Source organism: uncultured Desulfovibrio sp. (assembly GCF_949282365.1).
Classification (GTDB): domain Bacteria; phylum Desulfobacterota; class Desulfovibrionia; order Desulfovibrionales; family Desulfovibrionaceae; genus Desulfovibrio.
Window position 1 is genome coordinate 78,829 of sequence record NZ_CASDOY010000004.1, and the last position, 16,137, is coordinate 94,965.

14 protein-coding genes are annotated in these 16,137 nt (G+C 64.5%); 9 read left to right on the forward strand and 5 right to left on the reverse strand.

The features are described from left to right. Positions 1-3 precede the first annotated feature (3 nt). On the reverse strand, positions 4-270 hold the full coding sequence (locus Q1X76_RS02670) for a DksA/TraR family C4-type zinc finger protein (protein WP_300717947.1): 267 nt from the start codon (positions 268-270) through the stop codon (positions 4-6). Between the two features lie 553 nt (positions 271-823). On the opposite strand from Q1X76_RS02670, the gene Q1X76_RS02675 reads away from it, so the two are divergent. The 5 genes from Q1X76_RS02675 to Q1X76_RS02695 all read left to right on the forward strand — a co-directional run bounded on the left by Q1X76_RS02675 (position 824) and on the right by Q1X76_RS02695 (position 6,149). Continuing rightward, on the forward strand, positions 824-1,657 hold the full coding sequence (locus Q1X76_RS02675) for a phosphate ABC transporter substrate-binding protein (protein WP_300717949.1): 834 nt from the start codon (positions 824-826) through the stop codon (positions 1,655-1,657). Positions 1,658-1,711: 54 nt separating this feature from the next. Then, complete coding sequence (locus Q1X76_RS02680) at positions 1,712-3,496, forward strand: ABC transporter permease subunit (RefSeq protein ID WP_300717951.1); 1,785 nt, start codon at positions 1,712-1,714, stop codon at positions 3,494-3,496. Next, positions 3,493-4,251 (forward strand): phosphate ABC transporter ATP-binding protein, encoded by a 759-nt coding sequence (locus Q1X76_RS02685; protein ID WP_300717953.1) that lies wholly within the window; start codon positions 3,493-3,495, stop codon positions 4,249-4,251. Before Q1X76_RS02680 ends, Q1X76_RS02685 begins: the two co-directional genes overlap by 4 nt. 625 nt (positions 4,252-4,876) lie before the next feature. Beyond that, positions 4,877-5,452: a hypothetical protein gene (locus Q1X76_RS02690; RefSeq protein ID WP_300717955.1), complete on the forward strand. Its 576-nt coding sequence runs from the start codon at positions 4,877-4,879 to the stop codon at positions 5,450-5,452. A 22-nt stretch (positions 5,453-5,474) separates the two neighbouring features. Then, the gene (locus tag Q1X76_RS02695; protein ID WP_300717956.1) at positions 5,475-6,149 is read left to right on the forward strand and encodes a hypothetical protein; all 675 of its coding nucleotides are present in this window, start codon (positions 5,475-5,477) and stop codon (positions 6,147-6,149) included. Positions 6,150-6,701: 552 nt separating this feature from the next. Here the strand turns inward: Q1X76_RS02695 and Q1X76_RS02700 are convergent. The 4 genes from Q1X76_RS02700 to Q1X76_RS02715 form a co-directional block, all read right to left on the reverse strand. Further along, complete coding sequence (locus Q1X76_RS02700) at positions 6,702-7,214, reverse strand: 4Fe-4S dicluster domain-containing protein (protein WP_300717958.1); 513 nt, start codon at positions 7,212-7,214, stop codon at positions 6,702-6,704. Beyond that, positions 7,211-9,313, reverse strand: coding sequence for a molybdopterin-dependent oxidoreductase (locus Q1X76_RS02705; RefSeq protein ID WP_300717960.1), 2,103 nt, complete (start codon positions 9,311-9,313; stop codon positions 7,211-7,213). The genes Q1X76_RS02700 and Q1X76_RS02705 overlap by 4 nt, the downstream gene beginning before the upstream one ends. A 264-nt stretch (positions 9,314-9,577) precedes the next feature. Continuing rightward, a complete protein-coding gene (locus tag Q1X76_RS02710) occupies positions 9,578-10,102 on the reverse strand; it encodes a hypothetical protein (RefSeq protein ID WP_300717962.1) in 525 nt (174 codons plus the stop codon). A gap of 33 nt (positions 10,103-10,135) precedes the next feature. Beyond that, on the reverse strand, positions 10,136-11,269 hold the full coding sequence (locus Q1X76_RS02715) for a sulfite exporter TauE/SafE family protein (RefSeq protein WP_300717964.1): 1,134 nt from the start codon (positions 11,267-11,269) through the stop codon (positions 10,136-10,138). An 888-nt stretch (positions 11,270-12,157) separates the two neighbouring features. Here Q1X76_RS02715 and Q1X76_RS02720 point away from each other — a divergent pair. From Q1X76_RS02720 to Q1X76_RS02735, 4 genes are all read left to right on the forward strand, one after another. Further along, positions 12,158-12,346 (forward strand): hypothetical protein, encoded by a 189-nt coding sequence (locus Q1X76_RS02720; protein ID WP_300717965.1) that lies wholly within the window; start codon positions 12,158-12,160, stop codon positions 12,344-12,346. Positions 12,347-12,563: 217 nt separating this feature from the next. Then, a complete protein-coding gene (locus Q1X76_RS02725; protein ID WP_300717967.1) occupies positions 12,564-14,468 on the forward strand; it encodes an AAA family ATPase in 1,905 nt (634 codons plus the stop codon). Positions 14,469-14,512: 44 nt separating this feature from the next. Further along, positions 14,513-15,784: an McrC family protein gene (locus Q1X76_RS02730; RefSeq protein ID WP_300717968.1), complete on the forward strand. Its 1,272-nt coding sequence runs from the start codon at positions 14,513-14,515 to the stop codon at positions 15,782-15,784. Between the two features lie 126 nt (positions 15,785-15,910). Further along, positions 15,911-16,137: hypothetical protein (locus Q1X76_RS02735; RefSeq protein ID WP_300717969.1), on the forward strand; the 227-nt coding region annotated here is incomplete at its 3' end.

Genomic DNA, 16,137 nt, shown 5'->3' on the forward strand with positions numbered 1-16,137 from the left:
GGCTCAGCGCAGCTGGCTGTCCTTGCTGCCCTTGCGATTGTACAGGCTCACCGCATGCTGCTCCCTGTCGGCTTCCTGCTGGCAGTCCAGGCACAGGCGCACACCGGGCAGCGCCCGTCGCCTGGCCTCGGGGATGGGTTCGCCGCATTCCTCGCAAAAGGCCCGGCTCTCCCCACGGGGGAGGTTCGCCCGGGCGCGGCGCACCTCGTCGGCGATGGAATCCTGTATCTGATCCTGTACGGCATTGTCGCCTGCCCAGCCTACAGCCATGACGCACCTCGCGGACATCGTGTTACGGCGGTATCGCCGCCGGAAAGCCCCCGGCGGCAAATGCACAGTATAGGCATGCCGCGCGCCACTGGCAAGGAGGCCGCCGCCCGCCGCGCCGTGAAAAGTCTGCGTATTGACCCATCTGTCCATTCTTCTTACACTACGGCATTCTTGTGAACATCGCCGCCCCAGGGCGGCAACGGCCGGAGGTCGCCATGCATATCCGTTTCTGTTGACGCATGCGCCGGACTCCCGTGGGGAGATTCGTGCGTTCAGGCATGTGTGCCGGAAACGGACAGGCCTGCCGGCTTTCGGGCAGCCTGCGTCCTTTCCGGGCAAGCACCCCGAAATAGATGCCGCTCCGGCATCGCCCCCTTCCGCTTTTCCGCACCTCGCCTGAATGATGTGTCCCGGTATGCTTCCGGGGCGTCCTCTCGCGGCTCCTGCCGCGGGGACGTCCGTATCCTCCAGCCGGTTTCCGGCCCGAGGCAACGCGCCTGGCGCGTCCTTCGCTGTTCCCGCAACAGCCCACATTTTCAGCGCAGAGGTTGTTATGAAAACCTGCCGTTTCCTGCTGCCCGTCCTGATGGCGGGCCTGATCTTCACCGTGGCGGCCCAGGCCGCCCCCCTGGACAGCTTCAAGGGCCTTTCCGGCACCCTTGACATCGCTGGCGGCACGGCCCACATCCCGGTCATGAAAGGCGCTGCCAAGAACATCATGACCGCCAATCCCGATATCCGCATCACCGTGGCCGGCGGCGGCTCCGGCGTGGGCGTCCAGCAGGTGGGCGAAGGCCTGGTGCAGATCGGCAATACCGGCCGCGCCCTCAAGGAAAAGGAGATCGCCAAGTACGGCCTGCAGAGCTTCCCCTTTGCCATCGACGGCGTGGCCCTGGTGGTCAACCCGGCCAACAAGGTGCGCGCCATCACGGCCCAGCAGGCCCAGGACATCTTTGCCGGCAAGATCACCAACTGGAAGGCCCTGGGCGGCGCCGACGCCCCCATCACCCTCTACACCCGCGAAGACGGCAGCGGCACCCGCGAAGTCTTTGTGGAAAAGGCCCTGAAAAAGGGCTCCATCGCGGCTTCCGCCAATGTGGTCAACTCCAACGGCGCCATGAAGACGGCCATCGGCCAGGACAAGCTGGGCATCGGCTATGTGGGCATCGGCCATGTGGACAAGAGCGTGGCCGCCCTGACCTTCGACAAGATGGTCCCCTCGCAGGAAAACGCGGCTTCCGGCGCCTACACCCTGACCCGTCTGCTCTACATGAACACCAAGGGCGCGCCCGCCGGTCTGACCAAGGCCTTCATCGATTACATCTATTCGCCTGAAGGCAGCGCCATCATCGAAAAGAGCGGCTATATCCCCACCGGCCGCCAATAAATAACCCGTACAACGACGCGGGGCGGCCCGGGCCGCCCCGCCGGGATCCCCGCAATGGCTGTTCTCTCCCTGTGCCGCAGCGGTACCCTACCGCGCCTCTGCGCCTTTTTTGTCGCCCTGTCCACCGGCGCCCTGTTCGTCCTGGTGGGCTGTTTCGCCCTGCCCGTGCTCTGGAGCGCCCAGGGCGGGCTGATCTTTTCCTGGGTCTGGCTGCCGCCCAAGGATTTCGGCATCCTGCCCATGCTGGCCGGTTCCCTGATCCTCTCCTTTTCCGCCCTGCTGCTGGCCTGGCCCCTGTCCCTGGGCCTGGCCTGCGCCCTGCAGGCCCCGGCGTCCTCCCTCTGGCGGCGCTGGCTGACGGCGCTGATACGCTTCATGACCGCCATCCCCACGGTGGTCTACGGCTTTGCCGCCGTCTTTCTGCTCACGCCCCTGGTCAGGGAAGCCGCCGGGCAGGGCTCCGGACTGTGCTGGCTGTCCGCGGCCTGCGTGCTGGCCCTGCTCATCAGCCCCACCATGGTCCTCGTCATGGACGTGGCCCTGGGCCAGCAGATGCGCCGCCTGCTCCTGCCCGCCCTGGCGCTGGGCATGACCCGTGACAGGATCCTGGCCTGCCTCGCCCTGCCGGCTGCCCGTCGCTGGCTGCTGACCGCCGGTCTGCTGGGCTTCGGCCGGGCCATCGGCGATACCCTCATCCCGCTCATGCTCAGCGGCAATGCCCCGCACCTGCCGCAAAACCTGTTCGCCGGCCTGCGGACCCTGACCGCCCACATGGGACTGGTCACGGCCACGGATGTGGGCGGCCCGGCCTACAACTCCCTCTTCGTGGCCGGGGGGTTCCTGCTCTGCATCAGTACCGGCGTCAGCCTTGTGCTGCGCCGTCTGGAAAAGAGAAGCGAGGCCCTGCTGCCGTCCGTGCCCGCCTTCTGGCGTCAGGCCGCGCCGGCGGGCCTGTGCCTGCTGTCCCGGGGCGCCGGGCTGCTGTGCAGCGTCTGTGTCCTCTCCCTGCTGGCCTTCCTCTTCTGGCGGGGCCTGCCCGCGCTGGATGCGGCCCTGCTGGTGGGCGACGCACCGCTCTGGCCTGCCCTGCTGGGGCGTTTCCCCATCTGGGACGGCATCTGGCCCGCCTGTCTGGGCACCCTCTGCCTGCTGGGCATCACCATGGCCCTGGCCCTGCTGCCCGGCATCGGCTGCGGTGTCTATCTGGCCGAATACGCGCCCCCGCGCATGCAGCGCATCCTGAACAGCCTCATGGACGTCCTGGCCGGGGTGCCCTCCATCGTGATGGGCATCTTCGGCTTCACCCTCATCCTCTTCCTGCACCGTCTGGGCTTTGCCGGGGCCAGCTCCGGCCTGCTGCTGGCCGGCGGCTGTCTGGCGCTGCTGGTTCTGCCAGCCCTGGTGGTGACCACGCGCACAGCCCTGGAGAGCCTGCCGGCCGACCTGCGTCTGAGCGGCGCGGCCCTGGGCCTGCGCCACGGCCAGACCGTGCGCCATCTGCTGCTGCCCCAGGCCAGCCGCGGCATCTTGAGCGGCGTCATGCTGGCGCTGGGACGTTCCGCCGAAGACACGGCCGTCATCCTGCTCACCGGCGTGGTGGCCAATGCGGGCCTGCCCGCCGGCCTGGGCCTGCGCTTCGAGGCCCTGCCCTTCTTCATCTACTACACGGCCGCCCAGTACCAGACGCCGGAAGAACTGCAACGGGGCTTCGGTGCGGCCCTGACCCTGCTGGCCCTTTCCGGCAGCCTGCTGCTGCTCGCCTGGTGGCTGCACGAACGCTTCCGCCGGGAACGCCAGCCCGACATGACGCCCCTGAATCTTTCGGGAGGACCGCGATGACCCCTCTTGTCCGCATCCATGACCTGTGCCTGCAGCTCGGCGGGCGCGACATCCTGCACCATATCGACCTGGAACTGCCGCGCCCCGGCATCAGCGTCCTGCTGGGGCGTTCCGGTTCCGGCAAAACCAGCTTTTTGCGCTGCCTGAACCGCCTGCACGACTGCGCGGAAGACAGCCGCATGCAGGGGCGGGTGGAACTTTTTCTGGACGGGCGCCTGCAGGATATCAGCCTGCTGCGCGGCGAAGAAGCCCTCTCCCGCCTGCGCCGCCGGGTGGGCATGGTCTTCCAGACGCCCAATGTGCTGCCGGCCAGCATCGGCCAGAACCTGCTGCTGCCCCTGCAGCTGGCCGCGGGCCTGGAGCTGGAAGAGGCCCGGGAACGGGCCCGGCACAGTCTGGAAAGCGTCGGCTTGTGGCCGGAAGTCCATGACCGCCTCGCCGAACCCGCCACATCCCTTTCCGGCGGCCAGCAGCAGCGTCTCTGCCTGGCCCGGACCCTGGCCCTTGAGCCCCAGATCCTGCTGCTGGACGAGCCCACCGCCTCCCTTGACCCGGCCAGTACCCGCCTTATCGAAGACCTGCTCCTGAGCCTGGCGGAACGCTATGCCATCATCCTTGTCTCGCACGGTCCGGCGCAGGCCCGTCGCCTGGCCTCCCGCCTGCTGCTGTTCGACGGCGGCTGCCTGAAAGGCATCTTCCCGCCGGAGGAACTGCCGCACATCTTCCCGCACGACGCGCTGCCGGAGCAGGCCTGAGCCTGCGGGCGCGGGCCGTGAAGACGGGCCGCCCCCTGCCCGTTGACTGTACGCGGCGTGATGCGCACCTCCCGGTCCGCGGTAACTACTGTCCCCCGGCCGCGGGCAGCACGGCAGCCGCAGGCAGGTCACGCCAGCATGCGTCGGCTGTCCGCGCCGCGCCAGCCTGACCTGCGGACAGGAGGCGACAACAATTTCGTGGCCTGCACCGCCCCTTGCCGCGTCCGCACGCTGAGGGCACAACAGGGGATCGCCTGCCTGCGCCGTTCCGCAACGCCTGCCCGTACGGGACAGACCCGGGCCAGACGCGCTCATTGGCCCGCCGGGAACCATGCCCCTGCCTGCATGGAACAGACGGTCCCCCCCGGCCGCCCGTCATCCAGCGGGACGCCCCCTGTACGCAGGGGTAGCCCCGGCCGCCCGGCCAGGTTTTTTCCTCTGGCAGAGCGGCAGGCATCATGCTATCCAAAAAGAAGGTCTTTCTTTCGCGGCGGATGCGGCCATCCGCCCGGGCCATGCCCGTTGCCGTCCGCGAGCGCCCTGACCGTTCCGGGGACTGCGCGTCCCCGCTCGCGGCCCTGTGCGTCAGCCCCTTTCCAACCCGTGCTTCCCGCAAGGATCTGCCATGTCCGCTGCCATCCACAATCCCCGCCTGCTCTGGGGATTGTACTTCCTGTTACTCGTGGCCCTGTTCGCCACGCCCCTGTCCAACCTGAGTTTCCTGCTCTGGATCATCACGCCCCTGCTGGCCTTCACGGTACGCAACAGCGCACGCAGGGAAGGCGCTGATGACGAGGCCCAGCACGCCTCCTGGATCATGGGCTCGGCCGGCCTTTTCCTCCTGCTGGTCTTCCTGCTCATCGGCGGCATGGCCACTGCCAGCTCGACCCTCATCGGGGCGGATTCCCAGCAGCGCATCAACGAGATCAGCAGGGCCATGAGCCAGCAGCAGCTGACCTGGAAGGAAGGCTTCCTCCAGCTGCTGGACGTCCGGGGCGTCAAGGGCATGATCCTCATCTGCGCGGGCGGGCTCCTGCTGACGGTGCTCTGGCCCCTGCAACGCATCCTCCAGGGCATGGTGGCCCTGAAGATGCGGGTGGTCCCGCGCCGCATCTCCACCGGCGGCAAGCTGCTGACCCTGCTGCTGGCCGTGTTCCTGACAGGCGTTTCCTGCCTCGCAGCTCTCGGTACCATACGGTAACGCATCTCACAGGGGGTGCCGCATGAACCGTCCCCACACCCTTCCCGGCTCCGCCAGTCTGCTCCTGCTCTGCCTGCTGCTCCTGTCCTGGCTGGGCGGTTGCGCGCCCAAGTACCACGTCGCCGTGGATTCCCTGCGCTCGGATCAGGCGGATGAGGCCGGGCCCGTCTATGAAGCCCGGCCCGGCGTGACGGGCATGGCCGACGATGACCTGACCCTCCAGGCCGTGGTCACCCAGATCGAGCCCTGCTTCGCGGCGCGCGGCTATACCCTGGAACAGGCCGGAAAAACCGACGGCAAGGACAGCAATCTGGTCTTCATCAGCTTCGGCATCAGCGAACCCGACGTGCGCATCTACACCACTGTCAGCTACGTTCCCCACACCTGGGGCAGGGGGCGCTTCCGCCACACCTACTGGGTCCGGGAGGAAGACACATGGACCAAGGTCTTCTACCATGCCGGCCTGCTGCTGGAAGGCTGCACCCGGACGGCCGACGGCAAGCGCGGCAAGAACCTCTGGCGCACGGAAGTCCGCTGTACGGGACAGGACCCGGATTTCCGCACCCTGCTGCAGGCCATGCTGCCCGTGCTCCAGGAGCATCTGGGCAAGGACAGCAGCGGACAGCATTACTATCTCGTGACGCTGGATGACGAGGAACCGCCCGTGGTGGAGGAAAAGGAAGTCTCGACGCACTGATCTGCCGCAACAGACGGGGCCTGCCGCCATGCCGCCGGCGCAGCTTTCCGTCAGGGCCGTGTCCCGGCACCTCGCGTCCCCGGCAGGGATCGTCCGGCAAGAATCCCTGCACGGTCGCCGCTGCCGCTACGGCGGTGCCATCCGGGCCGTCTGCACGCCGGCACGGGACGTTGCGCGACCGCCATGTCCGCAGCCACCAAGAGACGCTCCCCCGCCTGACGGCGCTCTTTGCCCCGCAGCCGTGAGCCTGCAGGCCGGCCGCAGTCCTCTTGCCTGCCACCGTCCTGCTCCGCTGTCCGGCACCTGACGCCCTGCCCCGGCATCCTGTCCGCCCGGCGTCGGCCCTGTCCTGCCGCCACGGCTGCCGACAGGCGGAAGGGCAGCCCGGAAACGACCCGTCGTCTCCACACGCCTAGCGGGTATTTTTTTGTTTCGCGCCTGTCGGGCGCCAACAAAGCCGGCGCCCGGAAAGAGCAAAGGGGGCCTGCCCGTGCGGCAGCGCCCCCTTTCCCGAACATCGCCCTGTGGCGGGAAGATAGCGGTGACGACCCGTCATTCCGGCAGATCGTCCGCCAGGCTCTTGATCCAGCGGATGGTCTGCCGGCTTATCTTGCGATGTGCCTCCTCGTCATTGGTCACATGCAGGGCCCTTCCCAGGCAGCCCGCCACGCAGACGGGCTCCAGCCCGACCTTGCGCCGGTCGTGGCACAGATCGCACTTGAAGACCTTGCCGCTGACCAGATCCAGATGCGGCACATGATAAGGACAGGCCGACATGCAGTCGCCGCACCCCGTACAGCAGGCCTCGTCGATGTGGACGATATTCTCCTCATCCAGCCACATGGCCTCGTATCTGCAGGCGTGCAGGCACGGCGGATGGGCGCAGTGCACGCAGGTCACGAAGCCCAGGGGCAGGCTGACCTTGCCTTCCTGCATGGCAGGCTGCCCCGTCAGCTGACGGCACAGGGGCACAGACAGGCCATGCCATTGCCGGCAATGGATCTCGCAGGCCTTGCAGCTGACGCAACGGTTCTCATCAAAGGCGATACAGGTGGCTTTGCTCATTCCTTTCCCCCCTGTGCGCTGCGTGTGATCACAGGATGCAAGGTCACAAAATGCTCCTGCATGGCAAGGCCGTGCACCATGGCATCCTCCCTGTCCAGGCCGCCGCACATGAAGACCTGATCGGCCAGGCCCCTGCGGCGGGCCCGGCTCTCCACCGGGAGCTGATGGCCGAAACCGTGCAGCATGAACAGGGCATCGGGATGCATGCCGGCCACCAGCCGCACCCGGATCTCGCCGCCCTTGCCGTCAGCGCCTTCCAGCCGGACGGGATCGCCGTCCCGTACGCCCAGTTCCCGGGCGCGTTCCTCGGCGATCCAGGCGGTATTTTCCGGCAGGCTGTCGTGCAGCAGGACATTGTTCTGGGTGTGCGACTGGGTATGCCGGGCATTGCGGCCCACGATCAGCCGGAACTGCCCCGGCCCAGGCCGCTCCACTTCCTGCCAGGGCAACAGCGACGGCAGGCCGGCCTCCTTCCAGGGACCGAACAGGACCTCGATCTTGCCGGAAGGCGTCGCAAAGCGCGGCCCCAGGTCGATGGGCGCATCCGTCAGCGACACGGAGCCGTAGCGGAAATCGCCCGCCGAGATGCCCGTCCCTTCCAGCTGGAAGCGCCAGACAGCTTCCAGGGTCTCGAAGGCCAGCTCGTCCAGACCGAGGCGACGAGCCAGCTGGCCCAGGATCCACCAGTCCGGTCGCGTGTCGAAACGTATGTCTGCCGCAGGGCTGCGCATAACGAAGGACGGCTTGCGCCCGCTCTTCGCCTGCAGCAGGGAGCCCCGCTCCACAAAGGACGGCATGGGCAGGACCACGTCACTGAACCAGGCCGTGTCCGACCAGGAAAAGGTCAGCGAGACCATCAGCTCCAGCCCGGCCAGCTGGGCTTTCTGGCGTTCCGGGTCGGGCATGGCGCTCAGCGGGTCATGCTTGAGCGTGAAATAGGCCTTGACCGGATAGGGCTCGCCGCTCTCCACGGCACGGAACGCCCTGTGCAACAGGCTGGAATTGGGGGCAAAAGCCGGTTCCGCCCAGCCTACGCCGTCGGCGCGCTTGTCCAGTGGCGCCGCGTACAGCGAGGTGAAGGAGCGCAGGCCCTTGCGCCCGGCATCCCTGGCCCCTGCCGCCAGCAGCAGCCCGCCCTTGCTGCCGAACGCGCCCAGAAGGGCGTTGATGAGATAGGCCGTGCGCGAGATCATGAAGGACTGCCGGTAGCGCGTGCTCATCCAGCCTCCATGCCAGATGACCTGCGGCGCTGCCGCGGCCAGGCTGCGCGCCAGTTGCGTGATCACGCCGGCGGGCACGTCGCAGCGGCTTTCGGCCCACTGCGGGGAATAGGGGCGCACGAAGTCCGCCAGGACGGCAAGATCCTGGACGTGGCGCTCCACATAGGCGGCATCATAGAGCTCTCCACCGATCAGCACATGCAGCACGGCCAGATTGAGCGCCAGATCCGTCCCCGGACGGATGCAGATGCTCTCCTGCGCCTTGAGCCCGGTCACCGTGGGACGGACATCCACGCAGGTCATGCGGCACCCCGCCTCCAGAGCGTCCAGCACCTGATTGAGTTCCGCGACCTTGAGCGATTCCAGCAAGTTCCGTCCCTGCACCACCAGGTGGCGGCAATTTTTATAATCGTAGATCCATTGGCTGCGTCCGTAGCCCGTCAGGGAAAAAGAGGCCTGATTGACATTATGGGCGCAGGCATCATCGTGGGTGCAGTAATTGGGCGAGCCCAGGCCGCGCAACAGCGCCTTGCTCATATCCGAAAACGGCCCGGGCCGTTCGGACCAGAGCAGACTGCGGGGACCATAGGCGGCCATGATCTTTTTCAGACGGTCCGCCACATAGTCCAGGGCTTCGTTCCAGCCCACGGAACGCCATTTGCCCGCCCCGCGCTCGCCCGCGCGGATCAGCGGCCCCTGCGGGCGCTCATCATCGGCATACAGGGCCAGGGCCGCAGCTCCCCGCGGACACAACGCCGTCCCGTAAGGGCTGTGGCTGTTGCCGCATACCCAGCGTGGCACGCCATCCTCGCAGTGGATCTCCACCGGACAGCGCGTATTGCACATACCGCACAGGGAATAAACAGGGGGTGATGCCATAGGGAACTCCTGCCCGCGCATGGCGGGCCTGCTGTCAAGGCACACAGGAAAGCGCCGCGTCCGGGGCCCTTGCCCGTGCCGCGACCCGGACGTCAGACGCGATCGTACGGCGGCGCTGCCGCTTGCTTCGTCCATCCCCGCCGCACCGCACCTGCGACACGCCGTCTCCCCCAACAGCCCGACGACCGGAACCCGGCCCTGCATGACGGGAGCCTCGGCTCCAGCGCGTCCCCAGACCACACGGCAGGCAGCCGGGACCAGGCCTTACGGGACGAGCTCCTGCCCGTCCGGCGTGCTCGCGGGCCACAATCGCCCCCATACGATACGCCAGGGGATATAGGCAGCCACGAACCAAAAGACGAAACCCGGCTCCGCCCCCAGCAGCGGCAGGGAGAACGGCAGGCTGGGGCCGATCAGACCGAAACGGGCCTGCATCCAGGCCAGAGCCAGAGGGACCGGCCACAGGGATGCCACCCACAGGGCACCGTTGAGGGAAAAATAATAGCCGAAAGCCTCATGCCCCTGCCGGTTGACGGCTTTGTAGGCCTCCTTGCCGCTCTCGCGCAGCGCGCGCTCGCTCAGGCTGTGGTAGCGGCGCATGTCGTCCCGCAGCTTCCTGAGGCGCGCCGCGTGCATGCGCTGCCCGAGCCGCAAGGTCAGCAAGCCCAGCAGGGCGGCCTGGGCCGCCAGCAGACACGTCCCCACAGCGTAGCTCCATTCCGGCGAATCCGGGAACCAGCGATAGGGAGCGACACACCAGGGATCTATCCACAACAGTATGTTTTGCATGGAAAAAGGGCAGGCCAGGCCTGCCCCACCGGTTTAGCCGAAAATACGGTAGTTGAAGAAACCGCGCAAGACGTAATCCGTGCCCACATACAGCGCCAGGACGATGAACAGGCGCTTCAGCCAGATGTCGGAGAAGAAGCGCGAAGTGTAGGGACCGATCAGCGAGCCCACGGCGATGCCCGCCAGTTCCAGGCCCACCAGCGACCAGTCCACCGTCACCCCGTGCAGCAGCAGGGTCGTGATGCCCGTGATCATGCTGACCAGGACGGCCAGCGCCGACGTGCCTGCGGCCAGATACATGGGCAGCTGGGTGATGCTGGTCAGGAAGGGCACCAGCAGGAAGCCCCCGCCTACGCCCAGGAAGGCGGCGATGGAGGAAATGACGATACCACCCACGAACGGCAGGACGGGGTTGAAAGAGAATTCCACGCCGCAAAACGTGAACACACAGCGACGCAGGCTGATGCTGCGCAGCCGCACGCCCGTCTCCGCGACGCCGTCGCCCCTCTTGTCCCTGACGGATTCCTCAAAAGCCTTGGCAGCAGCCTTGGCCTTGGCCTTGGAGCGCTGACCGGCGGGAGACGTCTCCCAGATCAGATAACAGCCCAGCACAAGGACGAACAGGCCGAAGTAGCCCTGATAGGAGGAAAAATTCAACTTGCCGGCCGTCAGTTTGACGGCCATGAACGCGCCGACGATGGACCCCAGCCCCAGGGCGATGCCCAGAGGCAGGACGATGCGCTTGAGCCGGTAATAACTGAACGTGCTCAGGGCCGCTGACAGGCCTGCCAGCATCTGGTTGGAAGCGCGGACAGAGTCCGTGATGGATTTGTTGAGCGGCGTCTGCCCGAAGGATTTGGCATAGGCGCCGAGCCCATGGACGCTCATGTGACCGACGCCCGCCATCACACCGCCAAAAGCGCCCACAGTCGAAAAGATCCAGCCTACCCACAAGGCCCAGCCGAACGCCAGCAGCATATTGGTCTGCGGGCCGCCCGGGATAGCGAGATAGCCGGGGCTTGCCTGCATGTCGATGGACTGGGGCGCCATCTCAAGCTGTTTGGCGATGGCATCGGCAAGCGGGCTGCTCTCCGCCGCCAGGGCGAGGCCCGCATGGAGGATCACCAGGGCCAGGATCAGGCTGCCACTGAAAACAGTTTTTTTCATAGTCCCTCCCCTATCTCCTTTATATTGCTAACGACGTGTACTGTGACTCTATCCCCTCGAACGGACATGATATCCCGACAAAAATCATCTGATTTCCCAGTGTGCACCTGCATGAACGATCCAGGCCGCTGTTTTCCTGCTTGCAATAACGGCAAGAGCGATACACGGATTCAGGATAGCACACGGTATCAAGAAATAACAAGAATAAATCAGAAGCCTGTTGCCTGCTCCGCTCCTGTCCTTTTTCAGCATGCGGCCTCTTGTTCCGTAATCCCTTCGCTGGATAGCAGACAGCCGTCACCACGTCAGTGACCGACTTCACATATCAGGAAAGGAACATGGCCGCGCGGATACTTTTTCTCTGGGGGAAGGGCAATCTTTTGCCAGCGCACCAAGGAGGCTCCCCCCACACGCCCCTCTCCCCAAACGCGCCTTATTCGTGACAACCAAGTGGTAAAGGCGTGTCGTACACGACGAGACAAGAGGGTACTGCACAGCGAAAGAGCACAGGCGCCGTACGGTAAAGAGACGGACTACGCCACATGGCAGCAGCGCCGAATGGCATACAGTCTTTACTCTCTGAGGATGATGCCTTTTCCCATCAACAACGTGCGTCGAAGGCGCTGTGCAGCATCGTGGCTATCCATGCCCACAGAGCCCTTCTTGCAACGGGCACGGCCCTTGCCGGCAGATGCGGACTTCGGGCAAACTGACCGGAGCGGATCGTTGACTCAGCGGGCCGTGTAGGGCAAGCATGGGAAAAACGGATGGAAGTCCTACCGCCGCGGGAGTGTCCGCTTTTCCGGCCCTCGCCATGTCGCAGGAGGCACACTGCCAGACGAACAGGACCGCGCTACAGAAACGTCATCCAATGATGCTTACTTTCCCGTGCCATCGGCCTACGATCCGCACATATCCGTGGCGCAATGGCGGGAGATCCTGCGTGACCCGGAACTGACCACGCCCGCGACGCTGTCCATGCTCACCACCATGCTGCGGCTAGGCGGCGAGGCGACCTGCGTGGAGATGGCCCGGCAGGGCGGCAAGTCCCCCGGCATTACAACGCGCTGGGCATGAACTTCGGCAGACGCATAAGCGCAACACGCCATATACCGGGCTACACGGATGGTGACAGAACTGTTTATTTTGTCATCCCTTTCGCGGGCGTTACGTCAGCAATGGCGACGGCCGCAAGCATTATGCATGGAAATTGCGCGAGGAATTGCAAGAGGCCCTTGCCGGGCTGAAGATCGGCCCGGCGGTCCCGCATTGCTCTCATGCAGGGAGGCAACAGGTGCAAAAGAATCTCATTCTCTACGGCCCCCCCGGAACGGGAAAGACGTGGCATACATACCTGTATGCCGTGGCCATCATCGAGGAACGCCCCCTTGAAGAGCTGAAGGCTGAAAATCCCGCCGCGGTGCGGGAACGCTTCATGACATACCGCCAACAGGGCCTCATCGAGTTCACGACCTTTCACCAGTCCTACAGCTATGAGGACTTCATCGAAGGCATACGCCCCGTCATTGACGAAGATGAAGGCGAGGCCGAGGGCAGGATCGGCTACAGGGTGGTGGACGGCGTGTTCAAAAAATTCTGCAACCAGGCAGAAACGGAGACCTTCGCGACATCCCTCCGCGGAGAGTTTTCCGTGTTCGGCGGCATTGCCGTGAATCCGTCCCCCGTCATCTGGAAAGTCTCCCTGGCGGGAACCGGCGACAATCCTGTCCGGTCGGAATGTCTTGCCAACAACCATATCAGGATAGGCTGGGACGCCTACGGCAAGGATATCACGGAAGAGACCGACTTCACGACCGGCGGCAAGGGCGTTCTGGAGGCGTTCATCCAGAAGATGCGGACAGGGGACATTGTCGTGTCCTGCTACAGCGAATCCATGACGGACGCCATCGGTATCGTGACCGGGGGATATGAATGGCATGACGGGTATCCGGCCTACAAGCGCCTGCGCAAGGTGCATTGGCTGGTCAAGGATATCCGGCAGGACATACTGGAGCTCAACAACGGCATACGGATGACGCTCAGTACCGTCTATCAGCTCAAAAACATCAATTTGGCGGATCTCGTCGGCATCCTCAGGGCACATCTCCCCGCCCAGCCCCCTGCCTCGTCATCCGTGCGGCGAAAAAACCGCGTATTTATCATTGATGAAATCAACCGCGGCAATATTGCCGGCATCTTCGGGGAGCTCATCACGCTTATCGAGCCGTCCAAACGTCTGGGCGCGGCAGAGGCCCTGAAGGTGCGCCTTCCCTATTCACGGACGGAATTCGGCGTGCCGGACAATGTGTATATCCTCGGCACCATGAATACGGCCGACCGCTCGCTGACCGCGCTGGACATCGCCCTGCGCCGCCGCTTCGCCTTTGAACGGATCGCGCCGGAACCCGACCTGCTGGCGGGCAGGCTGCTGGGCGACTCCGGCTATACGGTGGCCGACCTCCTCAGAACGATGAACAGGCGCATCGCCGCCCTGATCGACCAGGAACACTGCCTCGGACATGCCCCCTTCATGAAGCTGCACAACGGCAATGTGCCGACGAGTGAGCTTGCCGACATCTTCCGGCATGTCATCTTGCCACTCCTCGAAGAATACTTTTTTGAGGACTGGCGGAAGATACGGCTGGTACTCAATGACCAGCAAAAGCCGGATACGGCGCATCAGTTCGTGGTGGCGGCCGATGACGATGCCGACCTTTTCGGGCCGGAATACGCGCCGGCGGAACCAGGCTGGAGGCTCAACCCAACCGCCCTCGGGCACATGACCTCCTATGTGCAGATCGTGGACGCCGCCGCAACTTGCACGGAAGCGGCCGAAGCGGATACCGCCGCAAGCGAAGCGGAAGGGACGGAAGCGGACGGCGACGCCGCCCCCGGCGAGCAGGCATCCTCCCGGACCTTTACGCCGCCGGAATCGTTGGCTGAGGCCATGCGGTGTGGTAAGGTTTCACAAATCAAAGAATACGGGAATAATATTTTTATCGAATTTTCCATTCCGGGGCGATCACCCTATCGTGCCATCTATGACAAGACAGTAGCAAAAAAAATTGAAAATCAAATACAATTCTGCAAGAAACTTGTTACGTTCGACCCCTCGTTTGATGGTATCAATTTACGAGGCAATACCTACGACCACATCAAGGCCGTCATGGAGCGCCTTCCCAGTACTGCCAAGAAATGAAAATCATCACAGTCACGGAATTTGCCCGCCTGACCACGGAGGCGGTGGACGATCCCCGGCTGGACAGGGCTTCTGTGCCAGTGGAGGATTTCCAGGCGCTTTGCCGGCTCAATGAGCGGCGGCAGGCGGGCGAAGCGCCGCTTGTGCGGATGCTGAACCGGACGACGCTCCATCTGTGCAACTATGTGGGCCTACTCCAGACCTCGCGTGACACAAGTATCGAAATCCTGCCGAAAACGGCCGATGGCGCGGAAAGCGCGGAGCAACAACGCGGCCTGCTCCTGAAGATGCTGCGGGCCGTGTACCGCCTGCCCTGCCGGGAAAGCGACCCTGCCGCGCTCCGCACGGCGCCCGGCCCGCTCCGGGAATGGCTGATCCGGCACTTTCTGGAAGAATTGCAGGCTCTGCTCAGGAAGGGCCTTTGCTTCTCCTACAACCGCCTGGCAGAGGAAAGGCCCTTTCTGCGCGGCAGGCTGGATGTGGGCAAGCATATCATCCAGCCGCCCCAGCGGCGACACCTCCTGCCCATCCGGCACCATGTCTTTTCCGTGGACAGCCCGGAGCACAGGCTTTTGCGCAGCGCGCTTGACCGCTGCGCAGCGGTTTCGCGCGACATGGAAAACAGTCGCCGCGCCATGCCCCTATGCGCCGCATTTGCGGAAGTGCGGCCCAGCCGCTGCGTGCCGGATGACTTCCGTCAGTGGCGCACCTCCCGCCTGCTGGCCCACTATCAGCGCATACGCCCCTGGTGCGAGCTCATTCTCGGACAGGACATGCCGCTTTTCCTCGCCGGGCAACGGCACGGCATCAGCATGCTCTTTCCCATGGAAACGCTTTTCGAGCGCTATGTCGGCGTCTGCCTGCGCCGACAGATCGCGACCGATGCGCGACTGCACGAACAGGACAAGGGGCACTGGCTGTGCACCAGCGGGGGCCGCCCCTGTTTTGCCTTGCGCCCCGACATTCGCATCCGCCGTGCGGAAAGGGATTGGCTGCTGGACTGCAAATGGAAAAAACTTGTCGGCAATGCTGCTTCGCGCTTCGGCATCAGCCAGCAGGATGTCTACCAACTGTTCGCCTACGGCCATGTCTGTTTGCGGGGAAAGGGCGACATGGCCCTTGTCTATCCGCACCACGAGGCGTTCCCGAACGTGTCCGAGCCTTTTTGTTTTTCCGACTCGCTCCGGCTCTGGGTACTTGCCTTTGACCTGCATACCGACAAATTCCAGATGCCCCCCGCCTGCCCCCTTGGCAATGTGTTCAGCCGCAGGGAAACTCCTCCAGATACGTTACCCTCCACGAAACACAACAAATAACAAGGATGGCAGGCAAGCCCTGCACGCAGCTTGCTTCTTTCGACAGATGCAGCCAGCGAATACCATTTCCTTCCCCTGCGCATCTTCCCCAAATACATGTACTGACGAATGACACACGGCAGCCACATGAAAGATTGTACCATATTCTGCGCAGGCGACCAGGCCCGGATGCCGGGCCGAAGCCGCCAGCAGGCGGCAAGTCGTCGCCCTGTGAAGATTGCGCCAGCAAAAGAAATGCATCTTCGCTCAGCAAAAGAAGAAGGAGAACGGGCGTTATCCGAAGCCGCAGACACTGTCATGCGGATGCGGGAAAGACCGGGGAGGGACAATGCCGGAAAGGGCTCAGGGCAGGA

What these genes read in the sequence shown, in the direction of transcription:
- Q1X76_RS02670 (WP_300717947.1), bottom strand. Translation starts at nt 270, where the DNA reads ATGGCTGTAGGCTGGGCAGGCGACAATGCCGTACAGGATCAGATACAG.
- Q1X76_RS02675 (WP_300717949.1), top strand. Translation starts at nt 824, where the DNA reads ATGAAAACCTGCCGTTTCCTGCTGCCCGTCCTGATGGCGGGCCTGATC.
- Q1X76_RS02680 (WP_300717951.1), top strand. Translation starts at nt 1,712, where the DNA reads ATGGCTGTTCTCTCCCTGTGCCGCAGCGGTACCCTACCGCGCCTCTGC.
- Q1X76_RS02685 (WP_300717953.1), top strand. Translation starts at nt 3,493, where the DNA reads ATGACCCCTCTTGTCCGCATCCATGACCTGTGCCTGCAGCTCGGCGGG.
- Q1X76_RS02690 (WP_300717955.1), top strand. Translation starts at nt 4,877, where the DNA reads ATGTCCGCTGCCATCCACAATCCCCGCCTGCTCTGGGGATTGTACTTC.
- Q1X76_RS02695 (WP_300717956.1), top strand. Translation starts at nt 5,475, where the DNA reads ATGAACCGTCCCCACACCCTTCCCGGCTCCGCCAGTCTGCTCCTGCTC.
- Q1X76_RS02700 (WP_300717958.1), bottom strand. Translation starts at nt 7,214, where the DNA reads ATGAGCAAAGCCACCTGTATCGCCTTTGATGAGAACCGTTGCGTCAGC.
- Q1X76_RS02705 (WP_300717960.1), bottom strand. Translation starts at nt 9,313, where the DNA reads ATGGCATCACCCCCTGTTTATTCCCTGTGCGGTATGTGCAATACGCGC.
- Q1X76_RS02710 (WP_300717962.1), bottom strand. Translation starts at nt 10,102, where the DNA reads ATGCAAAACATACTGTTGTGGATAGATCCCTGGTGTGTCGCTCCCTAT.
- Q1X76_RS02715 (WP_300717964.1), bottom strand. Translation starts at nt 11,269, where the DNA reads ATGAAAAAAACTGTTTTCAGTGGCAGCCTGATCCTGGCCCTGGTGATC.